The organism is Pseudoalteromonas sp. L21 (assembly GCF_021728035.1).
Taxonomy (GTDB): Bacteria; Pseudomonadota; Gammaproteobacteria; order Enterobacterales; family Alteromonadaceae; genus Pseudoalteromonas; species Pseudoalteromonas arabiensis.
Map to the genome: position 1 here is coordinate 151,727 of NZ_JAKKCV010000003.1, position 25,506 is coordinate 177,232.

At 42.0% G+C, this 25,506-nt stretch carries 25 protein-coding genes; 19 read left to right on the forward strand and 6 right to left on the reverse strand.

Going from position 1 to position 25,506, the window contains the following annotated elements; translation table 11 throughout:
* Positions 1–49: 49 nt before the first annotated feature.
* From miaB to lnt, 5 genes are read left to right on the forward strand one after another with little or no spacing between them, the layout of a single operon-like run.
* Positions 50–1,495, forward strand: coding sequence for a tRNA (N6-isopentenyl adenosine(37)-C2)-methylthiotransferase MiaB (miaB, locus tag L3V41_RS09555; protein WP_062570659.1), 1,446 nt, complete (start codon positions 50–52; stop codon positions 1,493–1,495).
* Positions 1,496–1,544: 49 nt separating this feature from the next.
* On the forward strand, positions 1,545–2,597 hold the full coding sequence (locus L3V41_RS09560; protein ID WP_062570658.1) for a PhoH family protein: 1,053 nt from the start codon (positions 1,545–1,547) through the stop codon (positions 2,595–2,597).
* On the forward strand, positions 2,594–3,049 hold the full coding sequence (gene ybeY, locus L3V41_RS09565) for an rRNA maturation RNase YbeY (RefSeq protein ID WP_062570657.1): 456 nt from the start codon (positions 2,594–2,596) through the stop codon (positions 3,047–3,049). Before L3V41_RS09560 ends, ybeY begins: the two co-directional genes overlap by 4 nt.
* Before the next feature lie 22 nt (positions 3,050–3,071).
* The gene (gene corC / locus L3V41_RS09570; protein ID WP_062570656.1) at positions 3,072–3,956 is read left to right on the forward strand and encodes a CNNM family magnesium/cobalt transport protein CorC; all 885 of its coding nucleotides are present in this window, start codon (positions 3,072–3,074) and stop codon (positions 3,954–3,956) included.
* Positions 3,937–5,484, forward strand: a complete 1,548-nt coding sequence (gene lnt, locus L3V41_RS09575) for an apolipoprotein N-acyltransferase (RefSeq protein ID WP_237127630.1) — start codon at positions 3,937–3,939, stop codon at positions 5,482–5,484. The genes corC and lnt overlap by 20 nt, the downstream gene beginning before the upstream one ends.
* A gap of 40 nt (positions 5,485–5,524) precedes the next feature.
* On the opposite strand, the gene L3V41_RS09580 is transcribed toward lnt, so the two are convergent.
* The 3 genes from L3V41_RS09580 to L3V41_RS09590 all read right to left on the reverse strand — a co-directional run bounded on the left by L3V41_RS09580 (position 5,525) and on the right by L3V41_RS09590 (position 8,928).
* Positions 5,525–6,001, reverse strand: coding sequence for an FKBP-type peptidyl-prolyl cis-trans isomerase (locus L3V41_RS09580; protein ID WP_237115086.1), 477 nt, complete (start codon positions 5,999–6,001; stop codon positions 5,525–5,527).
* Complete coding sequence (locus L3V41_RS09585; protein WP_062570653.1) at positions 5,998–8,400, reverse strand: ATP-binding protein; 2,403 nt, start codon at positions 8,398–8,400, stop codon at positions 5,998–6,000. Before L3V41_RS09585 ends, L3V41_RS09580 begins: the two co-directional genes overlap by 4 nt.
* A 69-nt stretch (positions 8,401–8,469) precedes the next feature.
* The gene (locus L3V41_RS09590; protein WP_062570652.1) at positions 8,470–8,928 is read right to left on the reverse strand and encodes a zinc ribbon-containing protein; all 459 of its coding nucleotides are present in this window, start codon (positions 8,926–8,928) and stop codon (positions 8,470–8,472) included.
* A 176-nt stretch (positions 8,929–9,104) separates the two neighbouring features.
* On the opposite strand from L3V41_RS09590, the gene leuS reads away from it, so the two are divergent.
* From leuS to lipA, 13 genes are all read left to right on the forward strand, one after another.
* A complete protein-coding gene (gene leuS, locus L3V41_RS09595) occupies positions 9,105–11,693 on the forward strand; it encodes a leucine--tRNA ligase (RefSeq protein WP_062570651.1) in 2,589 nt (862 codons plus the stop codon).
* Between the two features lies 1 nt (position 11,694).
* A complete protein-coding gene (lptE, locus tag L3V41_RS09600; RefSeq protein WP_062570650.1) occupies positions 11,695–12,186 on the forward strand; it encodes an LPS assembly lipoprotein LptE in 492 nt (163 codons plus the stop codon).
* Positions 12,186–13,226, forward strand: a complete 1,041-nt coding sequence (holA, locus tag L3V41_RS09605; protein ID WP_062570649.1) for a DNA polymerase III subunit delta — start codon at positions 12,186–12,188, stop codon at positions 13,224–13,226. The genes lptE and holA overlap by 1 nt, the downstream gene beginning before the upstream one ends.
* A 12-nt stretch (positions 13,227–13,238) precedes the next feature.
* Complete coding sequence (gene nadD / locus L3V41_RS09610; RefSeq protein ID WP_062570648.1) at positions 13,239–13,874, forward strand: nicotinate-nucleotide adenylyltransferase; 636 nt, start codon at positions 13,239–13,241, stop codon at positions 13,872–13,874.
* A gap of 56 nt (positions 13,875–13,930) precedes the next feature.
* A complete protein-coding gene (gene rsfS, locus L3V41_RS09615; RefSeq protein WP_062570647.1) occupies positions 13,931–14,248 on the forward strand; it encodes a ribosome silencing factor in 318 nt (105 codons plus the stop codon).
* 27 nt (positions 14,249–14,275) lie between these two features.
* Positions 14,276–14,746, forward strand: coding sequence for a 23S rRNA (pseudouridine(1915)-N(3))-methyltransferase RlmH (rlmH, locus tag L3V41_RS09620; RefSeq protein ID WP_062570646.1), 471 nt, complete (start codon positions 14,276–14,278; stop codon positions 14,744–14,746).
* A gap of 8 nt (positions 14,747–14,754) precedes the next feature.
* Entirely contained in the window at positions 14,755–16,635 is a 1,881-nt protein-coding gene (mrdA, locus tag L3V41_RS09625) for a penicillin-binding protein 2 (RefSeq protein ID WP_237127631.1), read from the forward strand.
* Positions 16,632–17,738: a rod shape-determining protein RodA gene (gene rodA / locus L3V41_RS09630; RefSeq protein WP_062570644.1), complete on the forward strand. Its 1,107-nt coding sequence runs from the start codon at positions 16,632–16,634 to the stop codon at positions 17,736–17,738. Before mrdA ends, rodA begins: the two co-directional genes overlap by 4 nt.
* The gene (locus L3V41_RS09635; protein ID WP_062570643.1) at positions 17,738–18,505 is read left to right on the forward strand and encodes a septal ring lytic transglycosylase RlpA family protein; all 768 of its coding nucleotides are present in this window, start codon (positions 17,738–17,740) and stop codon (positions 18,503–18,505) included. The genes rodA and L3V41_RS09635 overlap by 1 nt, the downstream gene beginning before the upstream one ends.
* 54 nt (positions 18,506–18,559) lie before the next feature.
* Complete coding sequence (locus L3V41_RS09640) at positions 18,560–19,720, forward strand: serine hydrolase (protein WP_062570808.1); 1,161 nt, start codon at positions 18,560–18,562, stop codon at positions 19,718–19,720.
* A 182-nt stretch (positions 19,721–19,902) separates the two neighbouring features.
* Positions 19,903–20,181, forward strand: coding sequence for a DUF493 family protein YbeD (ybeD, locus tag L3V41_RS09645; protein WP_062570642.1), 279 nt, complete (start codon positions 19,903–19,905; stop codon positions 20,179–20,181).
* Positions 20,182–20,200: 19 nt separating this feature from the next.
* Positions 20,201–20,854, forward strand: a complete 654-nt coding sequence (gene lipB / locus L3V41_RS09650; RefSeq protein ID WP_083515365.1) for a lipoyl(octanoyl) transferase LipB — start codon at positions 20,201–20,203, stop codon at positions 20,852–20,854.
* Positions 20,851–21,816, forward strand: coding sequence for a lipoyl synthase (lipA, locus tag L3V41_RS09655; RefSeq protein WP_193988618.1), 966 nt, complete (start codon positions 20,851–20,853; stop codon positions 21,814–21,816). The genes lipB and lipA overlap by 4 nt, the downstream gene beginning before the upstream one ends.
* Positions 21,817–21,852: 36 nt before the next feature.
* On the opposite strand, the gene L3V41_RS09660 is transcribed toward lipA, so the two are convergent.
* Together L3V41_RS09660 and L3V41_RS09665 are read right to left on the reverse strand one after the other, a co-directional pair.
* Positions 21,853–22,359: a YdcF family protein gene (locus L3V41_RS09660; protein WP_062570640.1), complete on the reverse strand. Its 507-nt coding sequence runs from the start codon at positions 22,357–22,359 to the stop codon at positions 21,853–21,855.
* Positions 22,360–22,368: 9 nt separating this feature from the next.
* Positions 22,369–22,962 (reverse strand): TetR/AcrR family transcriptional regulator, encoded by a 594-nt coding sequence (locus L3V41_RS09665; protein ID WP_193988616.1) that lies wholly within the window; start codon positions 22,960–22,962, stop codon positions 22,369–22,371.
* A 400-nt stretch (positions 22,963–23,362) separates the two neighbouring features.
* On the opposite strand from L3V41_RS09665, the gene L3V41_RS09670 reads away from it, so the two are divergent.
* Complete coding sequence (locus tag L3V41_RS09670; RefSeq protein WP_237127778.1) at positions 23,363–24,985, forward strand: M28 family metallopeptidase; 1,623 nt, start codon at positions 23,363–23,365, stop codon at positions 24,983–24,985.
* Positions 24,986–25,066: 81 nt separating this feature from the next.
* Here L3V41_RS09670 and L3V41_RS09675 read toward each other — a convergent pair whose 3' ends face one another.
* Complete coding sequence (locus L3V41_RS09675) at positions 25,067–25,498, reverse strand: hypothetical protein (RefSeq protein ID WP_062570638.1); 432 nt, start codon at positions 25,496–25,498, stop codon at positions 25,067–25,069.
* Positions 25,499–25,506: the final 8 nt, after the last annotated feature.

A 25,506-nucleotide genomic window follows, 5' to 3' on the forward strand; every position in this document is an offset into this window, starting at 1 on the left:
CTAACACATTTTTGTGTCACTACCGAATTGAAAACGAGGCTATATTTCAATGAGTAAAAAGCTGCATATTAAAACCTGGGGTTGTCAGATGAACGAGTACGACTCTCAGAAGATGGCTGATCTACTAGATGCGACTAACGGCTATCAGTTAACTGAAGAAGCTGAAGATGCTGACGTGATCTTACTCAATACCTGTTCAATCCGTGAAAAAGCACAAGAAAAAGTATTCCATCAGCTTGGCCGTTGGAAACTATTAAAAGATGATAAGCCTGAATTAATCATTGGTGTTGGTGGCTGTGTTGCATCGCAAGAGGGTGATTCAATTCGTCAACGTGCGCCGTTTGTTGATGTAATATTTGGCCCACAAACATTACACCGCTTACCAGAAATGATTAAGCAAGTACAAAGTGGCGACAGCAGCTCGGTAGTTGATGTTTCATTCCCAGAGATTGAGAAGTTTGACCGCCTACCTGAACCAAAAGCGGAAGGCCCTACTGCGTTTGTATCTATTATGGAAGGTTGTTCTAAATACTGTACATTCTGCGTAGTACCTTATACGCGAGGTGAAGAAGTAAGCCGTCCACTTGATGACGTATTACTTGAAGTTGCACAACTTGCAGAGCAAGGTGTTCGCGAAGTGAACCTACTTGGTCAAAACGTAAATGCCTATCGCGGTGAAACTCACGACGGTGAAATTTGTTACTTCTCTGATCTATTACGTTATGTGGCAGCGATTGACGGTATTGACCGTATTCGTTACACCACTTCACACCCTGTAGAATTTACGCCAGATATCATTGACGCCTATGCTGATGTACCTGAACTTGTTGATCACCTGCACTTACCAGTGCAAAGTGGTTCAGACCGTATTTTAAACCTTATGAAACGTGGCCATACTGCACTCGAGTACAAATCAACGATTCGTAAGTTACGTAAAATTCGCCCTAATCTAAGTATGTCATCAGATTTCATCATTGGTTTCCCAGGCGAAAGTAAAGCTGACTTTGAAGCAACCATGAACCTTATCAATGATATCGGTTTTGATATGAGCTTTAGCTTTATCTACAGTGCGCGCCCTGGTACGCCTGCTGCTGATTTACCTGATGATGTATCAGAGCAAGAGAAAAAAGAACGTTTATACCTGTTACAAAATCGTATTACGCAAATGGCGCAGCAAATCAGCCGCCAAATGTTTGATACCGAACAACGTATTTTAGTTGAAGGTCCTTCTAAGAAGAACCCAATGGAATTACGTGGCCGTACAGAAAACAACCGAGTTGTAAATTTTGAAGGCCCACACTCTGTGATCGGTCAATTCGTTGATGTACGTATTACTGAAGCATTGCCAAATTCTTTACGTGGTGAATTAATTCGTACAGAATCAGAGATGAACTTACGCCGTGACGTGGCGCCATCATCTATTTTAAGTAAGGCAGCCGAGGCTGAAGCTGCACAAGCCCCTAACGAAATTGGCGTTGCTACTTTCGTCCCGTAGGGGAAAATTTGGTGCAGGCATGGCCTGCACCCATCAATAGGAAGCTATTTTGAGTAATCAATTAAAAACTTTAGAGATTTATTTAGAACCCGCCGACAATAAACGCCTTTCATCTTTATGTGGTCCGTTTGACGAAAATATCAAGCAAATTGAGCGCCGATTAGGTGTAGAAATTGCTCATCGCGATAATTTTTTCCGAGTCACTGGTAAGCTTCACTGTGCTGCAGCGAGTGTAGAAATCTTAAAAAACCTTTATGTTGATACTCAACCTGTACGTGGTCAAATTGGTGAGATAGAACCTGAAGCGGTTCATTTAGCAATTAGCGAATCAAATGCCCTCGAGCAAGATGAAAATCCAGGCGTTTATGGCAAAGACATGGTGATTAAAACTCGCCGTGGCGTAATTAAACCGCGAAACGACAACCAAGGCGTGTACATTGCAAATATTTTGCATCACGACATTACCTTTGGTATTGGCCCTGCTGGTACAGGTAAAACTTACCTCGCCGTTGCAGCCGCTGTTGATGCCCTTGAGCGCCAAGAAATTCGTCGTATTCTACTTACGCGCCCTGCCGTTGAAGCAGGTGAAAAACTCGGTTTCTTACCAGGTGATTTGAGTCAAAAAATCGACCCTTATTTGCGCCCTCTTTACGATGCATTATTTGAAATGCTTGGTTTTGAGCGCGTTGAAAAGCTCATTGAAAAGAACATCATAGAGGTTGCCCCACTTGCATATATGCGTGGTCGTACATTGAATGATGCCTTTATCATTCTAGATGAAAGCCAAAACACCACAGCAGAACAAATGAAAATGTTCTTAACCCGTATTGGTTTTAATTCGAAAGCGGTAATTACTGGTGATATCACCCAGGTCGATTTACCGCGCGGTGCGCGCTCAGGCTTACGCCATGCAATTGAGGTACTCAATGGTGTTGAAGCAATTAGTTTTAACTTCTTCCAATCTCATGATGTTGTGCGTCACCCTGTCGTAGCTCGTATTGTAGAAGCCTACGAGCGTAATGATGAAGCTGAGCGTTTAAAGCGAGCTGAAAAGCAACGCATTAAAGAATCACAAGCAAACCAACAAGAAGCAAACTCGTGACCGAATTAGACCTACAAATAGCCTGTGAGTTTGACAACTTACCCAGCTTTGAACAATTCCAGCTTTGGGCTGATAAAGCCCTTAGCAATTATCGTGAAGACGCTGAACTGACTATTGTGATAAGTGATGAGGCACAAAGTCAACAGCTTAATAATGACTACCGTGGTAAAGACAAGCCGACTAATGTCTTATCGTTTCCGTTTGAAGCACCACCTGGCATTGAGTTACCTTTAGTCGGTGACTTAATCATTTGTCCGGCGATTGTTTTAGCCGAGTCAATTGAACAAGAAAAGGCCTTTCACGACCATTTTGCCCATATGGTGATTCATGGATGCTTGCATTTACTTGGATTTGACCATATAAAGGACGAAGATGCACTTGAAATGGAAAGCATAGAAAAGCAGTTACTTGCCGATCTGAACATCGCTGACCCATATCGAGACGATATTTAAATTAACGGAGCAATTAGACGCAATGAGCGACGACAACTCGCAAACTAGCCAGGGTTCTTCTGGCAAAACTTGGTTGGGCCGTATAGCCCAAATGTTGCAAGGGGAACCCCAGAATAGAGAAGAGCTGGTAGAAGTAATTGCCGATGCGCAAGAACGCGACCTTATCGACCCTGAAACAAAGGATATGATTGAAGGGGTACTGGGTGTATCAGAGCTAAAAGTGCGCGATATAATGATACCGCGCTCACAAATGGTCACCCTAGAAGTCGATACACCTCTAGAACAGCTATTACCTATGATGGTCGATTCTACGCACTCACGCTTTCCTGTCGTATGCGAAGATAAAGACCATGTTGAAGGTATTTTATTAGCTAAAGACCTATTACCATTGATCATCAACAAAGATGAGCAACTACCTTCTTTACGTGATTATTTACGACCAGCCGTTGTGGTGCCAGAGAGTAAACGTGTTGACACGCTCCTTAACGAGTTTCGTCAACAGCGTTACCACATGGCCATTGTAATCGATGAATATGGCGGTGTATCTGGTCTTGTGACTATTGAAGATATTCTCGAAATCATTGTTGGTGAAATTGAAGATGAGCACGATGAAAGCGAAGACCAACAAGATATTCGTCAAGTTGCAAAGCATGTTTATGCCGTGCAAGCACTTACACCGGTCGACGACTTTAACGAATACTTTAAAACAGGTTACAGTACCTCAGATGCAGATACTATTGGTGGTACTGTATTGCATGCGTTTGGCCATATGCCGAGCCGTGGTGAAACCATTGATATTGATGGTTTACAGTTTAAAGTCACCAATGCGGACAATCGTCGCATCTTGCAATTGCAAGTAACTATTCCTAAGGCTGATGATAACGACAGTGAAGAAACTGCTAACTAACCTAAGCCTTCTTGCAAAAGATAAAAAAGCCTGGCTCGCACTTATTGCGGGCCTCTTTTTGACCCTTAGCTACGCCCCCTTTAATCTTTGGTATATTGCTTTTATATCACTCGGTGCCCTTCTCTACTGCATTAACCCCCTTGCAAGTGGTAAGACCGCAGCAAAGCAAAGTGCCAAATATGGCTTTATCTTTGGTTTGGGCTGGTTTGGTGCAGGTATTAGCTGGGTGCATGTTTCTATAGCGACTTTTGGCGGCATGCCACTGATTGCCTCTATTTCGCTTATGGTTTTACTGTGCGCATATTTAGCCCTGTATCCTGCATTAGCCGCTTGGCTCGCTACACGTCTTGCTAACGGCCCCTATAGCTTTATTTGTTGGTTACTTGCTACCGTTGCTATTACAGAACATTTACGCGGTACTTTGCTGACCGGCTTTCCTTGGCTGAGCTTTGGTTACACCCAAACAGACAGCCCGCTGAATTTTTTAGCACCCGTGATTGGTGAGTTTGGTATCACGCTTATTTGCGTATTCATTGCCTTTTCGCTCTATCGTTTGATAAGCAAAGATATTAAATCGTTGATTATTTCTGTCGTAGTACTTACAGGCTTATATTTTATCGCAAATGGCAGCCCTACAAAGTATCAAGACAAAACAATCAAAACAGTTCTCGTACAAGGTAATATTAAACAGCACTTACGCTTTGAGCCGTCAGAGTTTTGGAATACCATGAGTAAATACCAAGACATGACCCGCCTGCATTGGAATGCTGATTTAATAGTTTGGCCTGAAGCCGCTGTTCCAGAGCTCGAAGCATTGGCCAGTGAGTATTTAACGGGTCTTGATAGCGCTGCCACATTTAATAATACGGCACTTATTACAGGTATCGTTGATTACCAATACGACACCCGTAATATTTTCAATACCCTAATTGTACTTGGTAAAAAAGAGCTGGAAGATAGCGAAGGCCACTATCAGTATTTAGCTAAAAACCGCTATCAAAAGCATCAGTTATTGCCGATTGGTGAATTTGTGCCATTTCAAGAATTACTGCGCCCAATCGCGCCATTGTTTGATTTGCCTATGTCATCTTTTACCCGCGGCGATGAAGTGCAAAACAATTTACGGGCAAATGGCTTAAATATTTTACCTGCAATCTGTTATGAGATTGCTTTTGCTAGTTTAGTTCGTGGCAATTACCGCAGTGAATCTGATATTTTATTCACGGTTAGTAACGATGCGTGGTTTGGTGACTCACATGGCCCGCATCAGCATATGCAAATAGCGCGTATGCGTTCCCTTGAATTACAGCGCCCGCTGATTCGAGTGACGAATAATGGTATTAGCGCTGTTTACGACCCCATCGCTAAATCACAATTAGCTATGCCGCAATTTAAAGCCGATGTACTCGAGGCAACAATTACGCTCATCAAAGGCGATAGTATTTATAGCCAATACGGCAATTTGCCAGTATGGGTTGTGGTGATATTACTCAGTGCTGCTGGCGTGATTGTAAGATTCAAAAAGTAACCATTAAAAAAGGCTTCATGATGAAGCCTTTTTTTGTGTTTTAAGATTCTATCTTTATCAACTCGACATCAAATATCAGTAATGAGCCAGCTGGAATACTACCAACGCGCTTACGCCCGTAAGCAAGCTGCGGCGGAATATAAAAGGTGAATTTATCCCCTTCGCTCATTAACTGTAACCCCTCAGTCCAACCGGCAATCACTTGGTTTAAACCAAAGCTAATTGGCGAGTTACGTACTACTGAACTATCAAATACGCTGCCATCCATAAGCGTGCCATGGTAATGCACTTTAACTTTGCTAGTCGCATTGGGTTTTTCGTCATTCCCTGCACTTTGCTCTATTTTGTATTGCAAACCTGAAGCTGTTTCGTGTACATCATCAGCTTGACTATTGGTTGCTAAAAAATCAGCAGCGAGTTTTTCATTTTCAAGGGCTTGCAGCTTAGCCTTTTTGCTATTTTTAAAAATTAAGAAACAAAAAATACCAATAATCAGTAAAAGTATTAAATTAATCATTCTGCGTCCTTCTCATCATCATTATCGCCATTAACGATATCTGCAATATTTGCCAGTCTTGCAAGTGCTAATGCATTGATAGAGCCATCAGGGTAGCCTTGCTCGGTCATTTCGCCAGCTTCTTTTTCCATTAATAGACTCAACGCTTGATCTACTGTTTCAACGGCATAAATATTAAAACGACCTTTTTCGACAGCGTCGAGCACTTCATTATCAAGCACTAAATTCACTTGGTTTGATTTAGGGATGATCACCCCTTGCTCGCCAGTTAAGCCTCGCATTTTACATAACTTAAAGAAGCCCTCTATTTTCTCGTTTACACCACCAATTGATTGCACATCCCCGTGTTGGTTGATAGAGCCAGTTAATGCAATTGATTGGCTAATAGGTAGATTCGTTATTGCTGATATAAGCGCACACAACTCCGCCAGTGACGCGCTATCACCGTCGATATAGCCATAACTTTGTTCGATTGCGATATTAGCACTGAGCGTCAAACTAAATTGCTGAGCGTATTTATTACCTAAGTAACCGGTTAATAGCATCACCCCTTTGGAGTGAATTGCTTTACCCAGTTCTGCTTCGCGTTCAACGTCAATCACGCCATCAGCACCTGCATAAACAGTGGCTGTAATGCGTGCTGGTGTACCAAATGAAGTATCACCAATGTGCAGCACAGTTAAACCATTCACTTTACCCACAGCATGACCTTCAGTGGCAATTAAAATTTGCCCCTCTTTGATGTCACTTAGCATGGTCTCAGAGATTTGCCCTGTGCGGTATTGCTTGCCAACAATCGCCTCATCAATATGATGAGCATCTATTACAGTTTGGCCATCCTGCTTTGCATAGAAGCTTGCTTCTGCCACTAATTCTAGTACATCAGCAAAACGCGCAGAGAGCTTGTTATGATGCTCTGCTTGGCGGTAGCTAAACTTAAGCAAACGCGCCATAGCGGCTTCGTTTGTCGTGCAATGTAATGTTTGCTGACAGTATTCAGTCACCTTGGTAATGAACTGATATTGCAGTTTATCGCTACTTGGCAAGTAATAATCAAAGTCAGCCAGTACACGAAACAGCTCAGCAAACTCTTCGTCATACTCACCAATGGTGTAATAAAGGTCTCGTGAGCCTAAAAGCACTATTTTTACATCAAGAGGAATAAGCTGCGGGCGTAACGTAAAGCTACTTCCTACTGAGCTGTCTTGATAGGGTAAGTCGTTTTTGATTTGATGCGTTTTTAAAGACAGTTTAAGTCCATCCCATACTTGTGGGTTAGCCATGACTTTCTCGGCATCCATAATCAAATAGCCACCATTCGCACGGTGCAGTGCTCCTGGTTGGATTGAACGGTAACTGGTGATAAGCGAACCTTGTGAGGTTGCATATTCAATTTTGCCGAAAATATTGCCAAAGGTTGGATTCGGTTCATACACCACAGGGGCAGCATCACCTTCTTTGTACTCCACCAGAATGTTTGGCGCAAAGAAGTCAGTTAGCATGCCTTTACGGTCAAAGTCTTCTTTGTTTTCATCGTTGTCATCATCGTCAAGCCACTCAAGTACAGCATCGATGATTTCTTCGCGAATGTCTTTTAAGTAACGCAGAACACCAATATGTGTAGCATATTTATGCTCAAGTGCTTTAATCAAGGGTTTAGTAGCAAGCTCTGCGGTTGATTTTTTTAAGTTACGTAATTTTTCTGAGGATTCACGTTTCCAGCGTGGTAGCTCAATTAGCGCTTCTATTAACGCATCTTCAAGCTTTTCAATGACCTCATAAAACTCGTCTCGAAGTGGTTCATCAAGGGATGAAAATTCTGTATCACTGAGCTGTTTGCCATTAACTAAAGGCGCAAAACCAACAACGCCGTTTTCTTCAATCAACGCCACACTTTGCTCAAGGGCTGCAATTTCCACGGCAGTGATTGCGGCATCGTAAGTATCGGTAAATTCACGGTCGATTGATTTCTTCTTGCGCTGATAACCTGGATTGTCAAATGCAGCAGGAAAAGTATCAAGTACTTCATCAATAAATGAATCTATATCATCAGCTAATTGCTTGCTCTGCCCTGCTTGCATAAACATTGCTATTGGTTCGCGATGATCATCATAATTATTAACATACAGCCACTCGTTAGGCGTTGGGCGCTCTTTAGAATGAGTTGTTAATTTGTCTTTAACGAGAGTAAAGCGGCCAAGTGCGGCTTCCCCCATCACATACACATTGTAACCAGGTAACTCCATACCTAATGAAAAATCAAGCGCACTTTGAGCTCGTTGTTGACCAATAAACGTGAGTGTTTCTGGATAAGGGTTTTTCATGCAAGTGGCTACATGATTGTCGGCAATTTCAGGTGCCAATGCGCTAACAGGTAGAGGGATCAGTTTTTTTGTCATTCTAACTTCTTATTTCCCAGCGTTAGCTGGGCATTATAGGTAACGCCCAGCCCAAGCCTGCGTCACTGATTAAGGTTGTAATGCCTTACGGCTAAAGTAAATACCACCACACTCAATACACGGGGTAATTTGCGTAGCGTGGTAAACATCGTAACTATGCTGGCAATTTTTACATACTAATGTGCCCATGGCTATCCATTCTCCCTGCTGATAGACGCCATTGTGTTTAAAATCTTGATTTAGTGCATGCCATTCAAGTTGTGTTTTGTCTTCGATATGCGATAACTCGTACCAAAGGGACTCTTTTAATTCCATCCAAGCTAAAGAATCATAGTGTTGATCATTTTCTTTGATGTGATCGATATCGCGCTTTAAATAGTCACGATATTGATGAAGCTTTTCTTGTCCTAAGTCTTTGAGTGCTTGCTCTGATTCAACAAACTTATCCATCGCATCTTTTAGCTCGTTGTCTTTAACATCCTTCAGCCATTCGCTTAAGTCTTTAAGCCATGATTTATAATCTGCCATCGTTTACTCCTTCAAAAATGATGAAAAATCAGTACTTACTATAGTCAAGTATAGGTTAACCTGCCCTGAAAGTGAGAATTTCATAAAAGCCCTTATTTGCCGCTGTGATTAGCGTGTATTTTGAGTTATCCTTATCGACAATTTTTTATTAATCTGCAAGAAGTCTGGAATCGTAGATGCAAGAGCAATATAACCCGCAAGACATAGAGTCAAAAGTACAAGCCTACTGGGAAGAAAACCAAGTATTCAAAGTCACTGAAGATGAGAGCAAAGAAAAGTATTACTGCCTATCTATGTTCCCATACCCAAGCGGCCGACTCCACATGGGTCACGTTCGTAACTACACCATTGGTGACGTAGTATCTCGCTTCCAACGCTTGCAAGGTAAAAACGTAATGCAACCTATGGGTTGGGATGCGTTTGGCCTACCCGCTGAAAATGCAGCAATCAAAAACAACACCGCACCTGCAAAGTGGACGTATGAAAACATCGATTACATGCGTGACCAATTAAAGCAATTGGGCTTTGGTTATGATTGGGATCGTGAAATCGCTACATGCCACCCAGAATACTACAAGTGGGAACAATGGTTCTTCACCAAGCTTTACGAAAAAGGCTTAGTATACAAAAAGATGTCAACAGTAAACTGGGATCCAGTTGACCAAACAGTACTTGCGAACGAACAAGTAATTGATGGTCGAGGTTGGCGTTCTGGTGCCATTGTTGAGCAAAAAGAAATTCCACAATGGTTCATCAAAATCACTGATTATGCACAAGAGCTATTAGACGATTTAGACAAACTTGAGCACTGGCCTGAGCAAGTTAAAACCATGCAGCGTAACTGGATTGGTCGTTCTGAAGGTTTAGAAATCGAATTCAAGCGTGCTGATAACGACGATACATTCAGTGTTTATACAACGCGCCCTGATACCTTTATGGGTGTGACATATGTTGCTGTTGCAGCCGGTCACCCAATTGCACAAGAAGCAGCTAAAAACAGTGACGCTGTAGCAATGTTTGTTGATGAGTGTAAAAACACGAAAATCGCTGAAGCAGACATGGCTACCATGGACAAAAAAGGCATTGCAACGGGCTTTTATGCGATTCACCCATTAACGGGTAAGCAAGTACCTATTTGGGTTGCTAACTTTGTATTAATGGATTACGGCTCAGGCGCTGTAATGGCTGTTCCTGCACACGACCAACGTGACTTTGAATTCGCATCAGCTTATGGCCTTGAGATCAACCAAGTTATCGCACCAGCAGCTGGCTCTGAAGAAACAGTTGATTTAGACAACCAAGCATTTACTGAAAAAGGCGTGTTAGTTAACTCTGGTGAGTTTGATGGTCTTGAGTTTGAAGCGGCGTTTAATGCCGTTGCAGATAAACTAGAAGCGCTAGGTGTAGGTGAGCGTAAAGTTAACTTCCGTCTACGTGACTGGGGTGTTAGCCGTCAACGTTACTGGGGTTCTCCAATCCCAATGCTTAGCGACGAAAATGGTGATGAGCTTGCTGCAACTGAAGACATGCTACCAGTTCGCTTACCTGAAGACGTGGTAATGAATGGTGTGACTTCACCAATCAAAGCTGACCCTGAGTGGGCAAAAACAACTGTAAATGGCGCGCCTGCATTCCACGAAACAGATACCTTCGATACCTTTATGGAATCATCATGGTACTACGCGCGTTACTGTAGCCCACGTTTTGACGAAGGCATGATTGAGCCTGGTGCTGCAAATTACTGGTTACCAGTAAACCAATACATCGGAGGTATTGAGCATGCGATCTTGCACTTACTTTACTCGCGTTTCTTCCACAAGTTATTACGTGACTTTGGCTTAGTAAACTCAGATGAGCCATTTGAGCGCTTACTATGTCAAGGCATGGTATTAGCTGATACTTTCTATCGTAAAGATGAGAAAGGCGGTGATATCTGGATTTCACCAACAGACGTACAAACTGAAACAGACGACAAAGGTCGTGTTGTTAAAGCGTGGCACAAAGAAGATGGCGAGCCGGTATTCTCTGCAGGCATGAGCAAAATGTCGAAATCGAAAAATAACGGTATCGACCCGCAACAAGTTATTGCCCAGTACGGTGCAGATACAGTGCGTTTATTCATGATGTTCACTGCGCCACCAGAGCAAACCCTAGAATGGTCTGACTCAGGTGTTGAAGGTGCAATGCGTTTCTTAAAACGTATTTGGAAATACGCCGTTGATGTAGAAACGGTGGGCTATCAAGCACTTGATAAATCTGCATTAAATAGCGACCAAAAAGTACTTCGTCGTGAACTACATAAAGCCATTGCGAAAGTCACTGATGACGTTGAACGTCGTCAAACATTCAACACAGCTATCGCCGCAATCATGGAAATCTCGAACAAGTTGCTTAAAGCACCACTTGCTGATAAGCAAGATGTGGCAATTGCTAACGAAGCGCTTGAGGCATTGCTTATCATGCTTGCGCCTATCACGCCGCATATGTGTCACCAATTATGGCAAGACCTTGGCAAAGAAGGCGACATTTTAGACGCGGCATGGCCTACCGTTGATGAATCTGCACTTGTTGAAGATGAGAAACTCATCATTGTACAAGTGAACGGCAAACTACGTGCTAAGTTAACAGTGCCTGCCGATGCAACCAAAGAGCAAGTTGAAGCCCTAGCATTTGCTGAAGAGAACGTAACTAAGTTCACAGATGGCGTAACAGTTCGTAAGGTTATTTACGTACCTGGTAAGCTGCTTAACGTGGTTGCCAACTAAGATGGCAACGCTTCACGCACTTAAAAACAGACTAGCCCTTGTGCTAGTCTGTGTATTACTAACAAGTTGCGGTTTTCATTTAAAGAAAGCCTCAAACTTACCTGACGATTTAAACGTCATTTCACTGGTGGGTGATGATGAGAAATCGGCCTTATTCGAGCTAGTCGAAAAAGAGTTGATTGCCAGTAAGGTTGAACTTCAGCATAGCGATCGACTATTGCCGGAGCTAACAATTCATAGAGATCGCTTAGAGCGTCAGATCTTATCGTTATTCGACAATGGTCAAGTTGCAGAATATGAATTAGCCTACAGTGTTAGTTACACACTTAAACGACCTGGTCAGCCAGCTATTAACCAAAACTTCGAGCTGTATCGTAATTACCAAGACGACCCTGATAATGCGCTTGCAAAGGCCAAAGAGCTTGACTTGTTATTAAGCGAAATTCGTAAGCAAGCAAGTCGTCGAATTGTACGAGAGTTGTCACAACTGTAATGCGTTGCTATGCAAACCAGCTACCTAGCCAGTTAAAAAAAGGCCTTGCGCCTTTTTACATGGTGTTTGGTGAAGAGCCCTATCAAATTACACAGTGCGTCATGCAAATTCGTCAAGCAGCTAAACAGCAAGGCTTTGATGAAGTTATTAAATTTACACTAATGCCAGGCTTTGATTGGCAAGAAATCATTGCCCAATATCAAAGTATGTCGTTATTTAGTGCGCGTACTTTAATCGAGTTTGACTTAAACGAGCAAAAACCTGGTACGCAAGGTAGCCAAATATTTAAACAGCTCGTAGAGCTTGTCAATCCAGACACTATTTTAGTGTTAAAAGGTGCTAAAGCCAGTCAAGACATTCAACGTAGCGCGTGGTTTAAAGCACTTGATAAACAAGGTGTATTTGTACCTTGCTACCCACTAACAGGGAATCACTTGAGTCGCTGGCTTGATGACCAATGCGACAGTTTAAACCTAAATCTGCACAACAATGCAAAACAAAGCTTAATTGATGCCACTGAAGGTAACCTGCTTGCTTGTCATCAAGAACTTGAAAAACTATCGCTACTGTATGGTAGTGATTTAGTTGATCAACAAGCGGTGATGCAAGGACTACTTAATCAATCTAAGTTTGATATTTTCGATTTAAGCAATGCTCTTTTACAAGGTCAGTCTGAACAAGTCGTTAAAATTATGAGTAAACTTGCTGATGACAACACGGAAGCCATGAGTATCTTTTGGGCTATTAATAAAGAAGCAGCAAGTTTGTTGGCAATGCAACACGGGCGCTTAAATGGTGCCAATATGGCTGATTTATACAAACAGTTTAATATTTGGAAAAACCAACAAGCAACGACTCAACAAGCCCTAAACCGCCTTAATATTAAAGCCCTTGAACAAATCACTAAACACCTAGCGCAGTTTGATGCCGCTTATAAGCAAGGGAATCTAGTTGCACCTTATCAAGCATTAACACATATATGTTTAGTGTTTTGTCAGCCTGTCGAAATGGCACTACCTTGCCATCCAGCATTCGACTAAGCGTGGTGATTGATGATTGCTATTTTTGGTGGCACATTTGACCCAATCCATCTAGGTCATATTAATATGGCTGAGCAATGTGTTCAGCAATGCGGCTTAAATACGCTTTATTTTATGCCCTGCGCAATACCTGCCCACAAAGCTAAGCCAGGTATAAGCGATGAGCACCGCATTAATATGCTCAAACTCGCGATTGAAAACAATCCACATTTTGCCATTGATTACCGAGAACTTAATCGAGAAGGTGCGTCCTATTCACTGTTGAGCTTGCAAGAGCTGCGTGCAGAAAACCCCTCTACACCGATTATGTTTTTAATTGGCATGGATTCATTCAATAACTTAGATAAATGGTTTAAATGGCAAGAAATTGTCAAGCTATGTCATATTGTGGTGTATCAACGCCCAGGGCAATCCTGCCAAGTAATGGGTGAACTGGCTGATTATAAAACACATGCTGAAACGGGTGACCTTCACCAACTAGCGCATAATCCTGCTGGTAAGCTGTTCTTTTTAAATGGCTTACAAGTTGATGCCGCATCCAGTAAAATCAGAAAAAAACTACTTTTAGATGATGACATCACGGAACTTTTACCACACAGCGTCGGTCAATATATCGCGCAGCATCATCTTTACCAAACAGATGAATAAATAGCGGTTGCGTGATAAAATAACAAATTACGATAATTTAATTTTGAGAAAACACTTTGGATTCTAAACAACTACTCGCCTTTGCCCTTGATAAAATCGACGATATGAAAGCTCGTGATGTGGTACAACTCGATGTTCGTGGTAAATCTGATATTACTGACTATATGTTAGTGTGCTCTGGTAACTCTAAGCGTCACGTACAATCAATTGCCGATCACGTTGCCAAAGAGGCGCGTCATGCGGGTGAAGAGCCGCTTGGTTATGAAGGCCAAAACGAAGGCGAATGGGTACTTGTTGACCTAGGTGATGTTGTTGTACACGTAATGCAAGATCAAACACGTGACTTCTATGATCTAGAGAAACTTTGGGGTTAACCCTTAGCAAGAACATAGGTACGCATTTTGAAGATACAATTGATTGCTGTTGGCACAAAAATGCCAGCATGGGTTGAAACCGGATTTACAGAGTATCAACGCCGTTTTCCGCGTGATATGCCACTTGAACTTGTTGAGATACCAGCAGGAAAGCGTGGTAAAAATGCGGATATCAAACGTATTTTACAACTCGAAGGTGAAAAAACCTTGGCGGCTATTCCAAAGGGTAACCGTATTGTTACTTTGGAAGTAACCGGTAAACCAATGGATACGCATCAACTCGCTAAGAGTATGGAGAAGTGGCAACTTGATGGACGTGATGTTAGCTTGTTAATTGGCGGCCCTGAAGGCTTAGCACCTGAATGTATCGCAGCCTCTGAACAAAAGTGGTCACTATCAAACCTAACACTACCGCACCCTTTAGTGCGTATTATTGTTGCCGAAAGCCTTTACCGTGGCTGGAGCTTGAATAACAACCACCCTTATCATCGCGAGTAGTAAAACCAATGCGAAAACACAGACCCACGATTCGAGACCACTCGGCTGAAGCAAACTTATTTGCTCGCCGAGCATTTGTGGGTTTTGTGTTTGTTACCCTGCTAATTGGTGTCTTATTATCAAATTTATATAACATACAGGTCATTGATCACCAAGATTACCAAACTCGTTCGAACGATAATCGTATTAAAGTCATTCCGATTGCGCCCAACCGTGGCCTTATCTATGACCGAAATGGAGTATTACTGGCAGAAAACAAACCAGTTTACAATCTTGAGGTGATCCCTGAAGATGTCGACGACCTCGATAAAGCGCTCACAGCTGTTCAACAGATTATCGATATCAGTGAACAACAAAAAGCTGACTTTTTAGATGATATAAAGCATAACCGTCGCTTTAAAAGCCAAGTACTCAAATCACGATTAAATGAAACCGAAGTAGCAAAGTTTTCGGTAAATCAGCATAAATTCCCAGGGTTTAGTATTGAAGCTCGCCTAGCTCGCTACTACCCATATGGTGACACATTAACTCATGCCCTAGGTTATGTTGCTAAGCTTAATAAAAAAGAGCTTACAAAACTCGAAGCGGAGGATCAGGCGACTAACTACCGTGCCACCCATGATATCGGTAAGCTGGGTATCGAAAAGTATTATGAAGAACTTCTGCATGGCATGGTTGGCTCACAACGTGTTGAAGTAAATAACCGTGGTCGAGTAATTCGTACTTTAAGCCTTACCCCTCCAGAGCCTGGCCATGATTTAGTGCTTACCCTCGATATAGGTTTACAACAAATTGCCCAGCATGCCTTAAAAGATATGCGTGGTGCGGTTGTTGTGCTTGATGCCAAAGATGGCGGAGTATTGGCGCTATACTCAAATCCAAGCTACGACCCTAACTTGTTTGTTCATGGTATCAGTAGCAAAGATTACAAAGAATTACTAAACCCTGATCGACCACTTATAAATCGTACAACACAAGGCCGATATGCCCCTGCATCAACAGTGAAGCCGCACATGGCTATTTTAGCATTGGAAGAAGGGCTGGTTACCGAGCAAACACAAATTTGGGATCCCGGCTTTTTTCAAATACCTAATGTTGAGCACAAATGGCGTGACTGGAGGCGTTGGGGCCATGGTCATGTCGATGTTTACAAAGCCATTGAAGAGTCATGTGATACCTACTTTTACGATGTAGCTTATCGACTAGGCATCACTAAAATCAGTGACTTTATGACTCAGTTTGGCTTTGGCGAGCTCTCTGGTATTGATATTCATGAAGAAACAACGGCAATTATGCCATCCAAAGAATGGAAAGAAGCCCGTTTCAGAGAATCGTGGTGGCGAGGCGATACAATCTCAGTGGGTATCGGACAAGGATATTGGACCGCCACTCCGATGCAAATAGCCAATGCAACTAACATTTTGGTGAACCGTGGTTTGGACCACCCTCCTCACCTTGTGCAAGTAGCCAAAAAAGAAAACGAAGTAACGCAAATCAATAATGAAGAAAAGCCTCCCGTAGTACTTAAAAATCCACATCACTGGCAAATTGCACTTGATGCGATGCACAACACGGTGCATAAAGTCACAGGGACAGCCCATAAAGCATTTAAAGGGGCGACCTATGACCCTGCTGGTAAAACGGGAACTGCGCAAGTTGTTAGTATTGCGCAAGGTGAACGTTATGATGCTAAATCATTAAAAGAGCGACAACGCGACAACGCGATTTATATTGGCTTTGCACCTTATAATGACCCGCAGATTGTTGTTTCTGTGGTCGTAGAAAATACTGGTGGTGGTAGTACAGTTGGTGCACCAATCGCCCGCCAGTTAATGGATTACTACTTTTCAGCTAACCCTATTCAAACAGCTCAAAGTGATGCGCTATGATCCCATTAAATAAAAAGCGCTCTATTTGGCAGCGCCTTCACCTCGATTTACCACTGCTCATTGCCCTAATGGCTATGATGGTAGCGAGTCTTGCTATTGTGTACAGCGCCAGTGGCCAAGATTCAGCAATGATGGTTCGCCATGCAACTCGCATGTTTGGCGCTGTGCTAGGTATGTTTATTCTTGCTCAATTTTCACCTAACACATTAAAAAGCATGGTTATACCCCTTTACTGTGTGGGGCTTTTGATGCTGGTTGGTGTTTTGCTATTCGGCGTTAGCTCAAAAGGAGCTCAACGTTGGCTTGATTTGGGCGTAACTCGATTTCAACCGTCTGAATTAATGAAAATAGCCGTTCCTATGATGGTTGCATGGTATATCGGGCGTAACCACTTACCACCGAGAGTCATCCACCTGATTATTGGCTTTGCAATCGTGATGGTACCAACCGTCTTAATAAAAGAGCAACCTGACTTAGGTACCTCGATTTTAATCGCCAGTTCTGGCATCTTTGTGTTGTTTTTGTCTGGTTTAAGTTGGCGCTTGATTGGTTTTTTTAGTGCAACCATCGCGCTCGCAGCATGGCCATTTTGGCATTATGGAATGCACGACTACCAACGCCAGCGGGTACTCACGTTTTTAGATCCTGAAAGTGACCCTCTTGGTTCTGGCTACCACATAATTCAGTCAAAAATAGCCATTGGTTCTGGTGGTATAGAAGGAAAAGGTTGGTTGCAAGGTACACAATCACAACTCGAATTTTTACCAGAAAGGCACACTGACTTTATTTTTTCAGTACTCAGTGAAGAGTTTGGTCTTTTTGGCGTGTGCTTACTGCTTTGCATGTACCTATTTATCATAGGTCGCGGACTCTATATTGCTGTTAATGCTCAAGATGCATTTGGTAAACTTCTAGCTGGAGCACTCACGTTAACCTTTTTTGTTTATGTATTTGTAAATATTGGCATGGTATCGGGCTTACTTCCTGTTGTGGGTGTTCCCTTACCATTAATTAGTTACGGTGGCACATCGATGGTAACCCTGATGGCCGGATTTGGCATCATTATGTCCATCGCTACCGATAAAAGGATGCTTTTAAAATAATGATAAACCGAGTAAATCTTCTATTTATTGTTTTAATGTGTGTGTTACTTACAGCATGTAGCTCCTCTTCACAACGAGGCAGGTATGCAATGGAACATGATGCTGCTCCGCTGCGTAAACCTACAGAGCTTGAAATGCAAGATGCCGTCGTCACACCAGTTGTAAAAAGTGCAAGTGCGGGTCGTCCTTATGAAGTGCTTGGTAAACGCTACACACCGATGCTTGATGAAACCGGTTATTCTGAGGAAGGCATTGCCTCTTGGTACGGTCGAAAATTTCATAATTATCACACCTCTAACGGCGAAATATACGATATGTTTGCTATGTCTGCCGCTCATAAAACACTGCCTTTACCCAGTTTTGCCCGTGTGACTAATCTAGATAATGGTAAATCTGTCATCGTTCGAGTAAATGACCGCGGCCCTTTTCATGATGACAGGCTAATTGACCTGTCTTATGCAGCCGCTTACAAGCTAGGCTATTACACAAAAGGTACAGCGCGTGTTAAGGTTGAAGCAATTACACTTGCCGATTCTGCCCCACGTTTAAGTTACATACAGGTTGCTGCAGGCAGTACACTTGCTAACGTCGAAGCTCTCGCGTTTCAATTGCGTCAGCAATACCATGTACCAACAAATATTGTTGAAAAAGACGGAATTTATCGTTTGCGACTCGGTCCAATCAAAGATGCTGCTGAAGCACACACTGTCTTGAACAAATTAAAACAAAACCAATTTCAGAACGCGTTCTTGCTTTACAGTGAGTAAGACCTTTAGAATAGGTTAACGCGACATGTTTAACTTTAACCATTAATGAGTATGATGAAATCTATAAAATATAAAATCTTAAGTGGCGTTTGTGGCCTTGTTTGCACTGCTAGCGTTTTCTCTGCAACAGCCCAAATCATCCCTGCCCCACCTCAAGTTAATGCGAAAGGTTACTTCTTGGTTGATTTCACCACCGGTAAAGTGATCGCAGAAGGCGAAGCCGATACCAAATTGGCGCCTGCAAGTTTAACCAAAATGATGACCAGTTATGTAATTGGTACTGAAATTAAAGCAGGTAACATATCACCTACCGATATGGTTACAGTGAGTGAAAAAGCGTGGGCAAAGAACTTCCCTGAATCATCAAAAATGTTTATCGAAGTAGGTAAACAGATCAGTGTTGATGACCTTAACCATGGCATCATCATTCAATCTGGTAACGATGCCTGTGTGGCAATGGCCGAGCATATTGCTGGCAGTGAAAGTGCATTTGCTGATTTAATGAATGCTCATGCTGAAAAATTAGGTATGACTAATAGCCACTTTATCAACAGCCACGGTTTAGATACAACTGAGCATTTCACAACTCCACGCGATATGGCGACACTGGGCGCTGCACTTATTCGTGACGTGCCTGATGAATACGAAGTGTATGCTAAAAAATCATTCACTTATAATGGCATTAAACAATATAACCGTAACTCATTGTTATGGGATGAGAGCATGAATGTTGATGGCATCAAAACAGGCCACACATCAGAAGCGGGTTATAGTTTAGTCAGCTCTGCGACTAAAGACGATATGCGCTTAATTGCAGTAATTATGGGCGCAGAAAGTGAGCGCGCACGTAAAGTTGAAAGTAAAAAACTACTTAACTACGGCTTTCGCTTTTTCGAAACAATTACACCGTACAAAGCTGGCGATAGCTTCGCTGAGCAACGTATTTGGATGGGTAACAAAGAAAATGTATCTTTGGGCATTTTAGAAGATACACCGATTACGATCCCTCGTGGTCAACGTAAAAATTTAAAAGCAAACTTTGAGCTTGATAAAACCTTAGAAGCACCGCTTGAAAAAGGGACAAAAGTAGGTACTTTATTTTTACAGCTTGAAGGTGAAGAAATCGCGCAATATCCACTAGTTACACTAGAGGAAGTAGCAGAAGGTAGCTTCTTTAGCAAAATTTATGATTACCTACGTTTACAAATAATGTAATAACGAATAAAAGATTATAAACGCCTTGCATCGCAAGGCGTTTTTTTTTGCCTGAAAAATGATAGAATGCGCCCCATATCAGTCGCGCTGGGTCGAGTGCGTCATAACCTAGTTTGCTTAACGCCAAGAAATGGCCGAGAAAATCTCTATTAAGCACACTCACTGTTTGAGGAGTCACCGTCGTGGTTCAACCTGTTAAAAATACTAAGTTTGATGAGTATTTAGACTTCCCTTGCCCATTTACATTTAAAATCATGGGCTTAGCAAATGTAAACTTGACAGATCAAGTCTTAGAAAAGCTGCAACCTATTGCACCGGGTGATTACGCACCTAAAGTAAAGCCAAGCAGCAAAGGTAATTACGAATCAGTAACGCTTGTTGCAACGGTCACAAGCAAAGAGCACATTGAAGAAATCTATAACGTGATCAGCAACATCGATGACGTACGTCATATGCTATAGGCTGATTACGGAGTAAGTCGTGAGCGAAAGAGAATTAATCGTTCGTCAGTTAGGTCGTCAGCGTTACATGCCTATTTGGCAAAAAATGCAATCTTTTACTGATACTCGTGATGAACATACCGCGGATGAAATCTGGTTAGTAGAACACGAACCAGTATTTACACAAGGCCAAGCTGGTAAAGCAGAACACTTGCTAAACACGGGTGATATTGAAGTTATTCAAGTGGATCGTGGTGGCCAAGTTACCTATCACGGACCAGGCCAACAAATGATGTACGTGCTGTTTAATTTACGTCGTTTAAATATTGGTGTGCGTGAACTCGTCACTTGGTTAGAAGAGTGTATTATAGATACGCTTAAAGATTATGATATTGATGCTTACGCCAAAGCCGATGCACCGGGTGTCTACGTAAACGATAGTAAAGTAGCCTCACTTGGTCTTCGTGTCCGTCGCGGCTGCTCTTTTCACGGTTTAGCACTGAATGTAAACATGGATTTAGCGCCTTTTTTACGGATCAATCCATGCGGCTATGCAGGTATGAACATGGTGCAAACAACTGACCTAAATGGCCCACAAAACCTCGAGCAAGCAGGTGCAGGGCTTGTAAAACACATGATTAAAAAGCTTAATGCTACTGTGGTTAAGCACACTGAAGGGTTTGAAAACGAATGAATAAACCAGTCAAAATGGAACCAGGCGTAAAACTGCGTGATGCAGAGAAAATGGCACTGATCCCAGTTAAAGTTTTACCAACTGAAAAAAACGAGATGTTGCGTAAGCCAGAATGGCTAAAAATTCGCTTACCAAAATCAACCGAACGTATTGATGGCATTAAACAAGCTATGCGTAAGCATGGTTTACACTCAGTATGTGAAGAAGCATCGTGCCCTAACCTATCTGAATGTTTCAACCACGGTACTGCGACCTTTATGATTCTAGGTGCAATTTGTACACGTCGCTGTCCATTCTGTGATGTTGCCCACGGCCGTCCATTAAAGCCAGATGCTGCAGAGCCAGAGAAACTGGCACTGACTATCAAAGATATGAAGCTAAGCTACGTTGTAATCACATCAGTTGATCGTGATGATTTACGCGATGGTGGTGCACAACACTTTGCTGATTGTATCCGCGAGATTCGCAAGCATAACCCTGCGATCACAATTGAAATCCTTGTGCCTGATTTCCGTGGCCGTATGGACCGTGCGCTTGATATCTTAATTGAAACACCCCCTGATGTATTTAATCATAACCTAGAGACTGCACCGCGTTTATACAAGCTTGCTCGTCCAGGGGCTGACTATAAATGGTCACTAGAGCTATTACGCCGTTTTAAAGAAGCACACCCTAATGTGAAAACGAAATCTGGCTTGATGGTAGGTTTAGGTGAAGAAATTAGCGAAATTGAAGAAGTGCTACGCGACCTTCGCGAAAATAACGTTGATATGCTAACTGTAGGTCAATACCTACAACCATCTAAACACCACCTAGCAGTAAAGCGTTACGTGCCGCCAGCAGAGTTTGATGCCTTAAAAGACTATGCAGATGAGATTGGCTTTACGCATGCTGCCTGCGGCCCGTTTGTTCGCTCAAGCTATCATGCTGACCAACAAGCAGCTGGTAAAGAAGTAAAATAATACGCCAATATATAAAACTAAAAAAGCCGCGATATTTTATAATTCGCGGTTTTTTAGTTGCTTAATATTCTCTTCTTCTCTGAGCATTGCAGACTGCTCATGAGCGTATAGTTTAACAAGTTCAGCTTCAGAGATGGGCGTTATAGCCGACACAGTCTGCAAAATCATAGAAGGAAACACGTGCTTAAAAACATACCCAACACGCTCAATGTGAAACTCTGAACTGACTAAAATTAACTTTTGAATGCCCGCTGCTTCTAAAATAGGTTTTGCAAGTGTCGCATCTTCTAACGTAAACCGGCTGGGTGCATTATCTAAAAAAACTTTTTCAGCAACCCCTAAGCTCATTAAATATCGCTGCGTTAAATAACCATGTGGGTGAGCACTGAGATTAAAACTACCGTACCCCCCAGTACATAAAATATAGCTATCTGGGTTATTTAAATACACCTCGAATGCTTTATCACAACGACTTTTTGCAATTACCGATAAGCTGCCATCCGCGTCATTAGGTGCACCGAGTACGACAATCCCTGTTTTCATTTGCAGTCCTTAAACTTGGTATCGGGCTAAAAACATTTTAACCGTTTGCCTAATGATCTCTGTGTTAGCTTTACTGTCTTGTTGCTCAAACCCATAAAGTAACGGATAAAAAATTAATGACTTTAATTGGTAGACAAACTGTTTAGCTGCAAACTCTGCATCTTCAACTTGTAGTTTTTGAGCAAGCGTGGCTTGTTCTAAAAACGTCACTAAATCTTGCATACACCCCATACTATTGTTAGCAAGTGATTTGGCCAAGTCAGGTTGCTGTAACATCTGCATAAAGGCAACTTTTGCTACTTTTAAAAACGCCTTAGAAGTTAATAAAGCAACTTCTTGTTCGGCTATTTGTGTAAGCTGCTCATTGACGGGTTTATCGCTATTAAAGAGCACAGCATTGTCTTTACGTACTTTTTCAAACATAAAGACTAAAATAGCCTGAAACAACACATCCTTATTCTCAAAGTGGTTGTAAACCGTTCGCTTCGAAACCCCAGCTACACTCGCTACCTGATCCATACTGGTATGCTCAAACCCTTGTTGAAAAAAAAGAGTTTCTGCAGCATTTAAAATATCTAATCGCTTTCTTTGTGATAATTTCATCGACCCCTCCGATTACCTAGCCAGTGTAACGCAAAAACAAAAATTGCACTATATGGTTTACTTTTGATGTAAACCATGAAAACGACACTAAACAGTGTAACTTTAGTGGCAATATAAAATTTCTAACATAGCTAGCAATCGCCACTCAGCACAATTAACAGGCGGCAAGTTTCACAATAGCGCTCAAGTTGAAAGACCTCGCTTTAAGAAAACACGAGGTATCTTAAAACGATTCATTTCTGGAAAGAAGATTGATGCAGAGCCCAATAGTAGTAAAATTGAAAGGATGAAAAGTGCATGACTACCCCTTTATCCTGAATAATTAGTTATTGAAAGCGTCTTTGTGGACAGCCTCACTCCCTGCTAATATAGTGAGGATATGTTCAATAAACCAGACAAAATGATGATAACCCACTTAAAATACGCAAGCCTAGCCTTTGCAATTGGTTTAGCGGGCTGCTCAGAGCCTGCATCAAATACCAGTGAAAGCGTAATAAACAATGAAACTGTGAGCATTGATAATGTACGTTCACATATTAAAACACTTGCTTCTGATGAATTTTTAGGTCGTGGACCACTCACTGAAGGCGAAACACTAACAATTAACTACCTAGCAAATGAATACAAAAAGCTTGGCCTTACAGGTAGCTACAAAGGCGAGTTTTTGCAACCTGTTACTATGGCCAAACTCACGCCTGATCAAAACATGACATTGAAAGTGGGTGATTTAAGCTTTAATGCGGGTAGTGATTTTACCGCCCGTACGCAGCAAATTAACCCTGAGATAGACATCGATGGTTCTGATGTTGTGTTTGTTGGCTACGGTATTAAAGCGCCAGAATACAACTGGAATGACTTTGCTGATATTGATGTCAAAGGCAAAACAATCATAGTACTTGTTAATGATCCAGGTTTTGCTACTCAAGATGAGACACTATTCACTGGTAATGCGATGACCTATTATGGTCGTTGGACTTACAAATACGAAGAAGGCGCACGTCAAGGTGCAAAAGCTGTTTTCATCGTCCACGAAACAGCCCCTGCTGCTTACCCTTGGGGCGTTGTAGAAAGCTCTAATACCGGCAGTAAATATACCTTAATCGACCAAGATAAAAATGCCTCAGACGTTCCTGTTATGGGTTGGATTGATGAACAAGCTGCCAATGAAATATTCGCGCAAGCAGGTTTTGATTATCAAACTGAAAAAGCTAACGCATTAAAAGCAGACTTTCGACCCGTTGATTTAAAAGCTAAGGCCGAACTGACGCTTAAAAGTGATATTTCACAAGCAAAATCTCATAATGTGGTTGCTACACTCACTGGTAGTCAAACCCCTGAAGAGTACATTGTTATTGGTGCACATTGGGATCATTTTGGTACCAAGCAAACTGATGATGGTCTGAAGATTTACAATGGTGCTGTTGATAATGCATCTGGGAGCGCAGCGACAATTGAAATTGCTCGCATTCTTAGTGAAATGCACAAGAAAAAGCCATTTAAACGCTCTATTATCTTCGCCAACTTCACCGCAGAAGAAACTGGCTTAATTGGCTCTGAGCAGTTTGCTACCGGTGAGATTGTGCCTACAAAACACATGGTGGCACTACTAAACATTGATGGCATGAATGTGCTTGATGGCGTTGATTACATTTTACAATACGGCAAAGGCATGTCTGAAATGGAAGACTACCTAGCTGATGCAGCCAAAGCACAAGGCCGCCACGTCAAAATGGACCCAAGACCACAAAACGGTCTGTTTTTCCGCTCAGACCACTTCTCTTTAGCTAAACAAGGTGTGCCTAGCTTGTTGTTTATGAGCCTAGGTGATACTGATCCAGACTACATTGCTCATAAATACCATAAAGAAGCAGATGACTATTCGCCACAATGGTCAATGGGTGGCGTTGAGCAAGATATTGAACTGATTGTTGATATTGCTGCCAAGCTTGCCAATAACGGTGATTGGCCAAAGTGGAAAGCTGATTCTGACTTCAAAGCTCGCCGTTTAGAAGATAGGAAATAATTAAGCATTCGCTGAATGACGCTAACTCGAACAATCAGACTCGATGAATGAAATTGAATTTGATTGTTCGAATTTTTTGCCTTATTCATTTAATTTTTCACCTGCAGGGGGCGCTTTAAAATCTTCTATCGATAAATAACCGATTTCCTTATGGGTATTTAGCCGCTCTTCGCTCATCTCATTGGGAAATACCAACGATGGATCCTTACTAATATCCGAAGTAAAAAACATTTTGTAATAATAAAGCTTGCCCTTTTTATATTCCTTTATCACAGTGAAATGGCTTTTTTCCAGCTCTGTTCCAATTGAAGTTGCCGCAGCAATTATAGAGAACGCACCTTGAGCATCCGTATCAATAATATCAACCTCTAAAATAGAAAAATTTGAGCCTCTTTCTATTTCTTCAATCGTCATCTTAAACCCCTTTTGATCGTAGGCTTTATAGTAGAGCTCGTCTCCTTTAGCGCTTAGGTTCATCGACAAAAATAATACGAGAGTTATTAGATATTTCATTACATCTT

Coding starts and splice junctions, on each gene's coding strand:
- leuS (WP_062570651.1), top strand. CDS start 9,105: ATGCAAGAGCAATATAACCCGCAAGACATAGAGTCAAAAGTACAAGCC.
- lptE (WP_062570650.1), top strand. CDS start 11,695: ATGGCAACGCTTCACGCACTTAAAAACAGACTAGCCCTTGTGCTAGTC.
- miaB (WP_062570659.1), top strand. CDS start 50: ATGAGTAAAAAGCTGCATATTAAAACCTGGGGTTGTCAGATGAACGAG.
- lipA (WP_193988618.1), top strand. CDS start 20,851: ATGAATAAACCAGTCAAAATGGAACCAGGCGTAAAACTGCGTGATGCA.
- L3V41_RS09675 (WP_062570638.1), bottom strand. CDS start 25,498: ATGAAATATCTAATAACTCTCGTATTATTTTTGTCGATGAACCTAAGC.
- L3V41_RS09635 (WP_062570643.1), top strand. CDS start 17,738: ATGATAAACCGAGTAAATCTTCTATTTATTGTTTTAATGTGTGTGTTA.
- holA (WP_062570649.1), top strand. CDS start 12,186: ATGCGTTGCTATGCAAACCAGCTACCTAGCCAGTTAAAAAAAGGCCTT.
- L3V41_RS09670 (WP_237127778.1), top strand. CDS start 23,363: ATGATGATAACCCACTTAAAATACGCAAGCCTAGCCTTTGCAATTGGT.
- L3V41_RS09660 (WP_062570640.1), bottom strand. CDS start 22,359: ATGAAAACAGGGATTGTCGTACTCGGTGCACCTAATGACGCGGATGGC.
- mrdA (WP_237127631.1), top strand. CDS start 14,755: ATGCGAAAACACAGACCCACGATTCGAGACCACTCGGCTGAAGCAAAC.
- L3V41_RS09580 (WP_237115086.1), bottom strand. CDS start 6,001: ATGATTAATTTAATACTTTTACTGATTATTGGTATTTTTTGTTTCTTA.
- L3V41_RS09640 (WP_062570808.1), top strand. CDS start 18,560: ATGAAATCTATAAAATATAAAATCTTAAGTGGCGTTTGTGGCCTTGTT.
- rodA (WP_062570644.1), top strand. CDS start 16,632: ATGATCCCATTAAATAAAAAGCGCTCTATTTGGCAGCGCCTTCACCTC.
- L3V41_RS09665 (WP_193988616.1), bottom strand. CDS start 22,962: ATGAAATTATCACAAAGAAAGCGATTAGATATTTTAAATGCTGCAGAA.
- nadD (WP_062570648.1), top strand. CDS start 13,239: ATGATTGCTATTTTTGGTGGCACATTTGACCCAATCCATCTAGGTCAT.
- L3V41_RS09590 (WP_062570652.1), bottom strand. CDS start 8,928: ATGGCAGATTATAAATCATGGCTTAAAGACTTAAGCGAATGGCTGAAG.
- corC (WP_062570656.1), top strand. CDS start 3,072: ATGAGCGACGACAACTCGCAAACTAGCCAGGGTTCTTCTGGCAAAACT.
- L3V41_RS09585 (WP_062570653.1), bottom strand. CDS start 8,400: ATGACAAAAAAACTGATCCCTCTACCTGTTAGCGCATTGGCACCTGAA.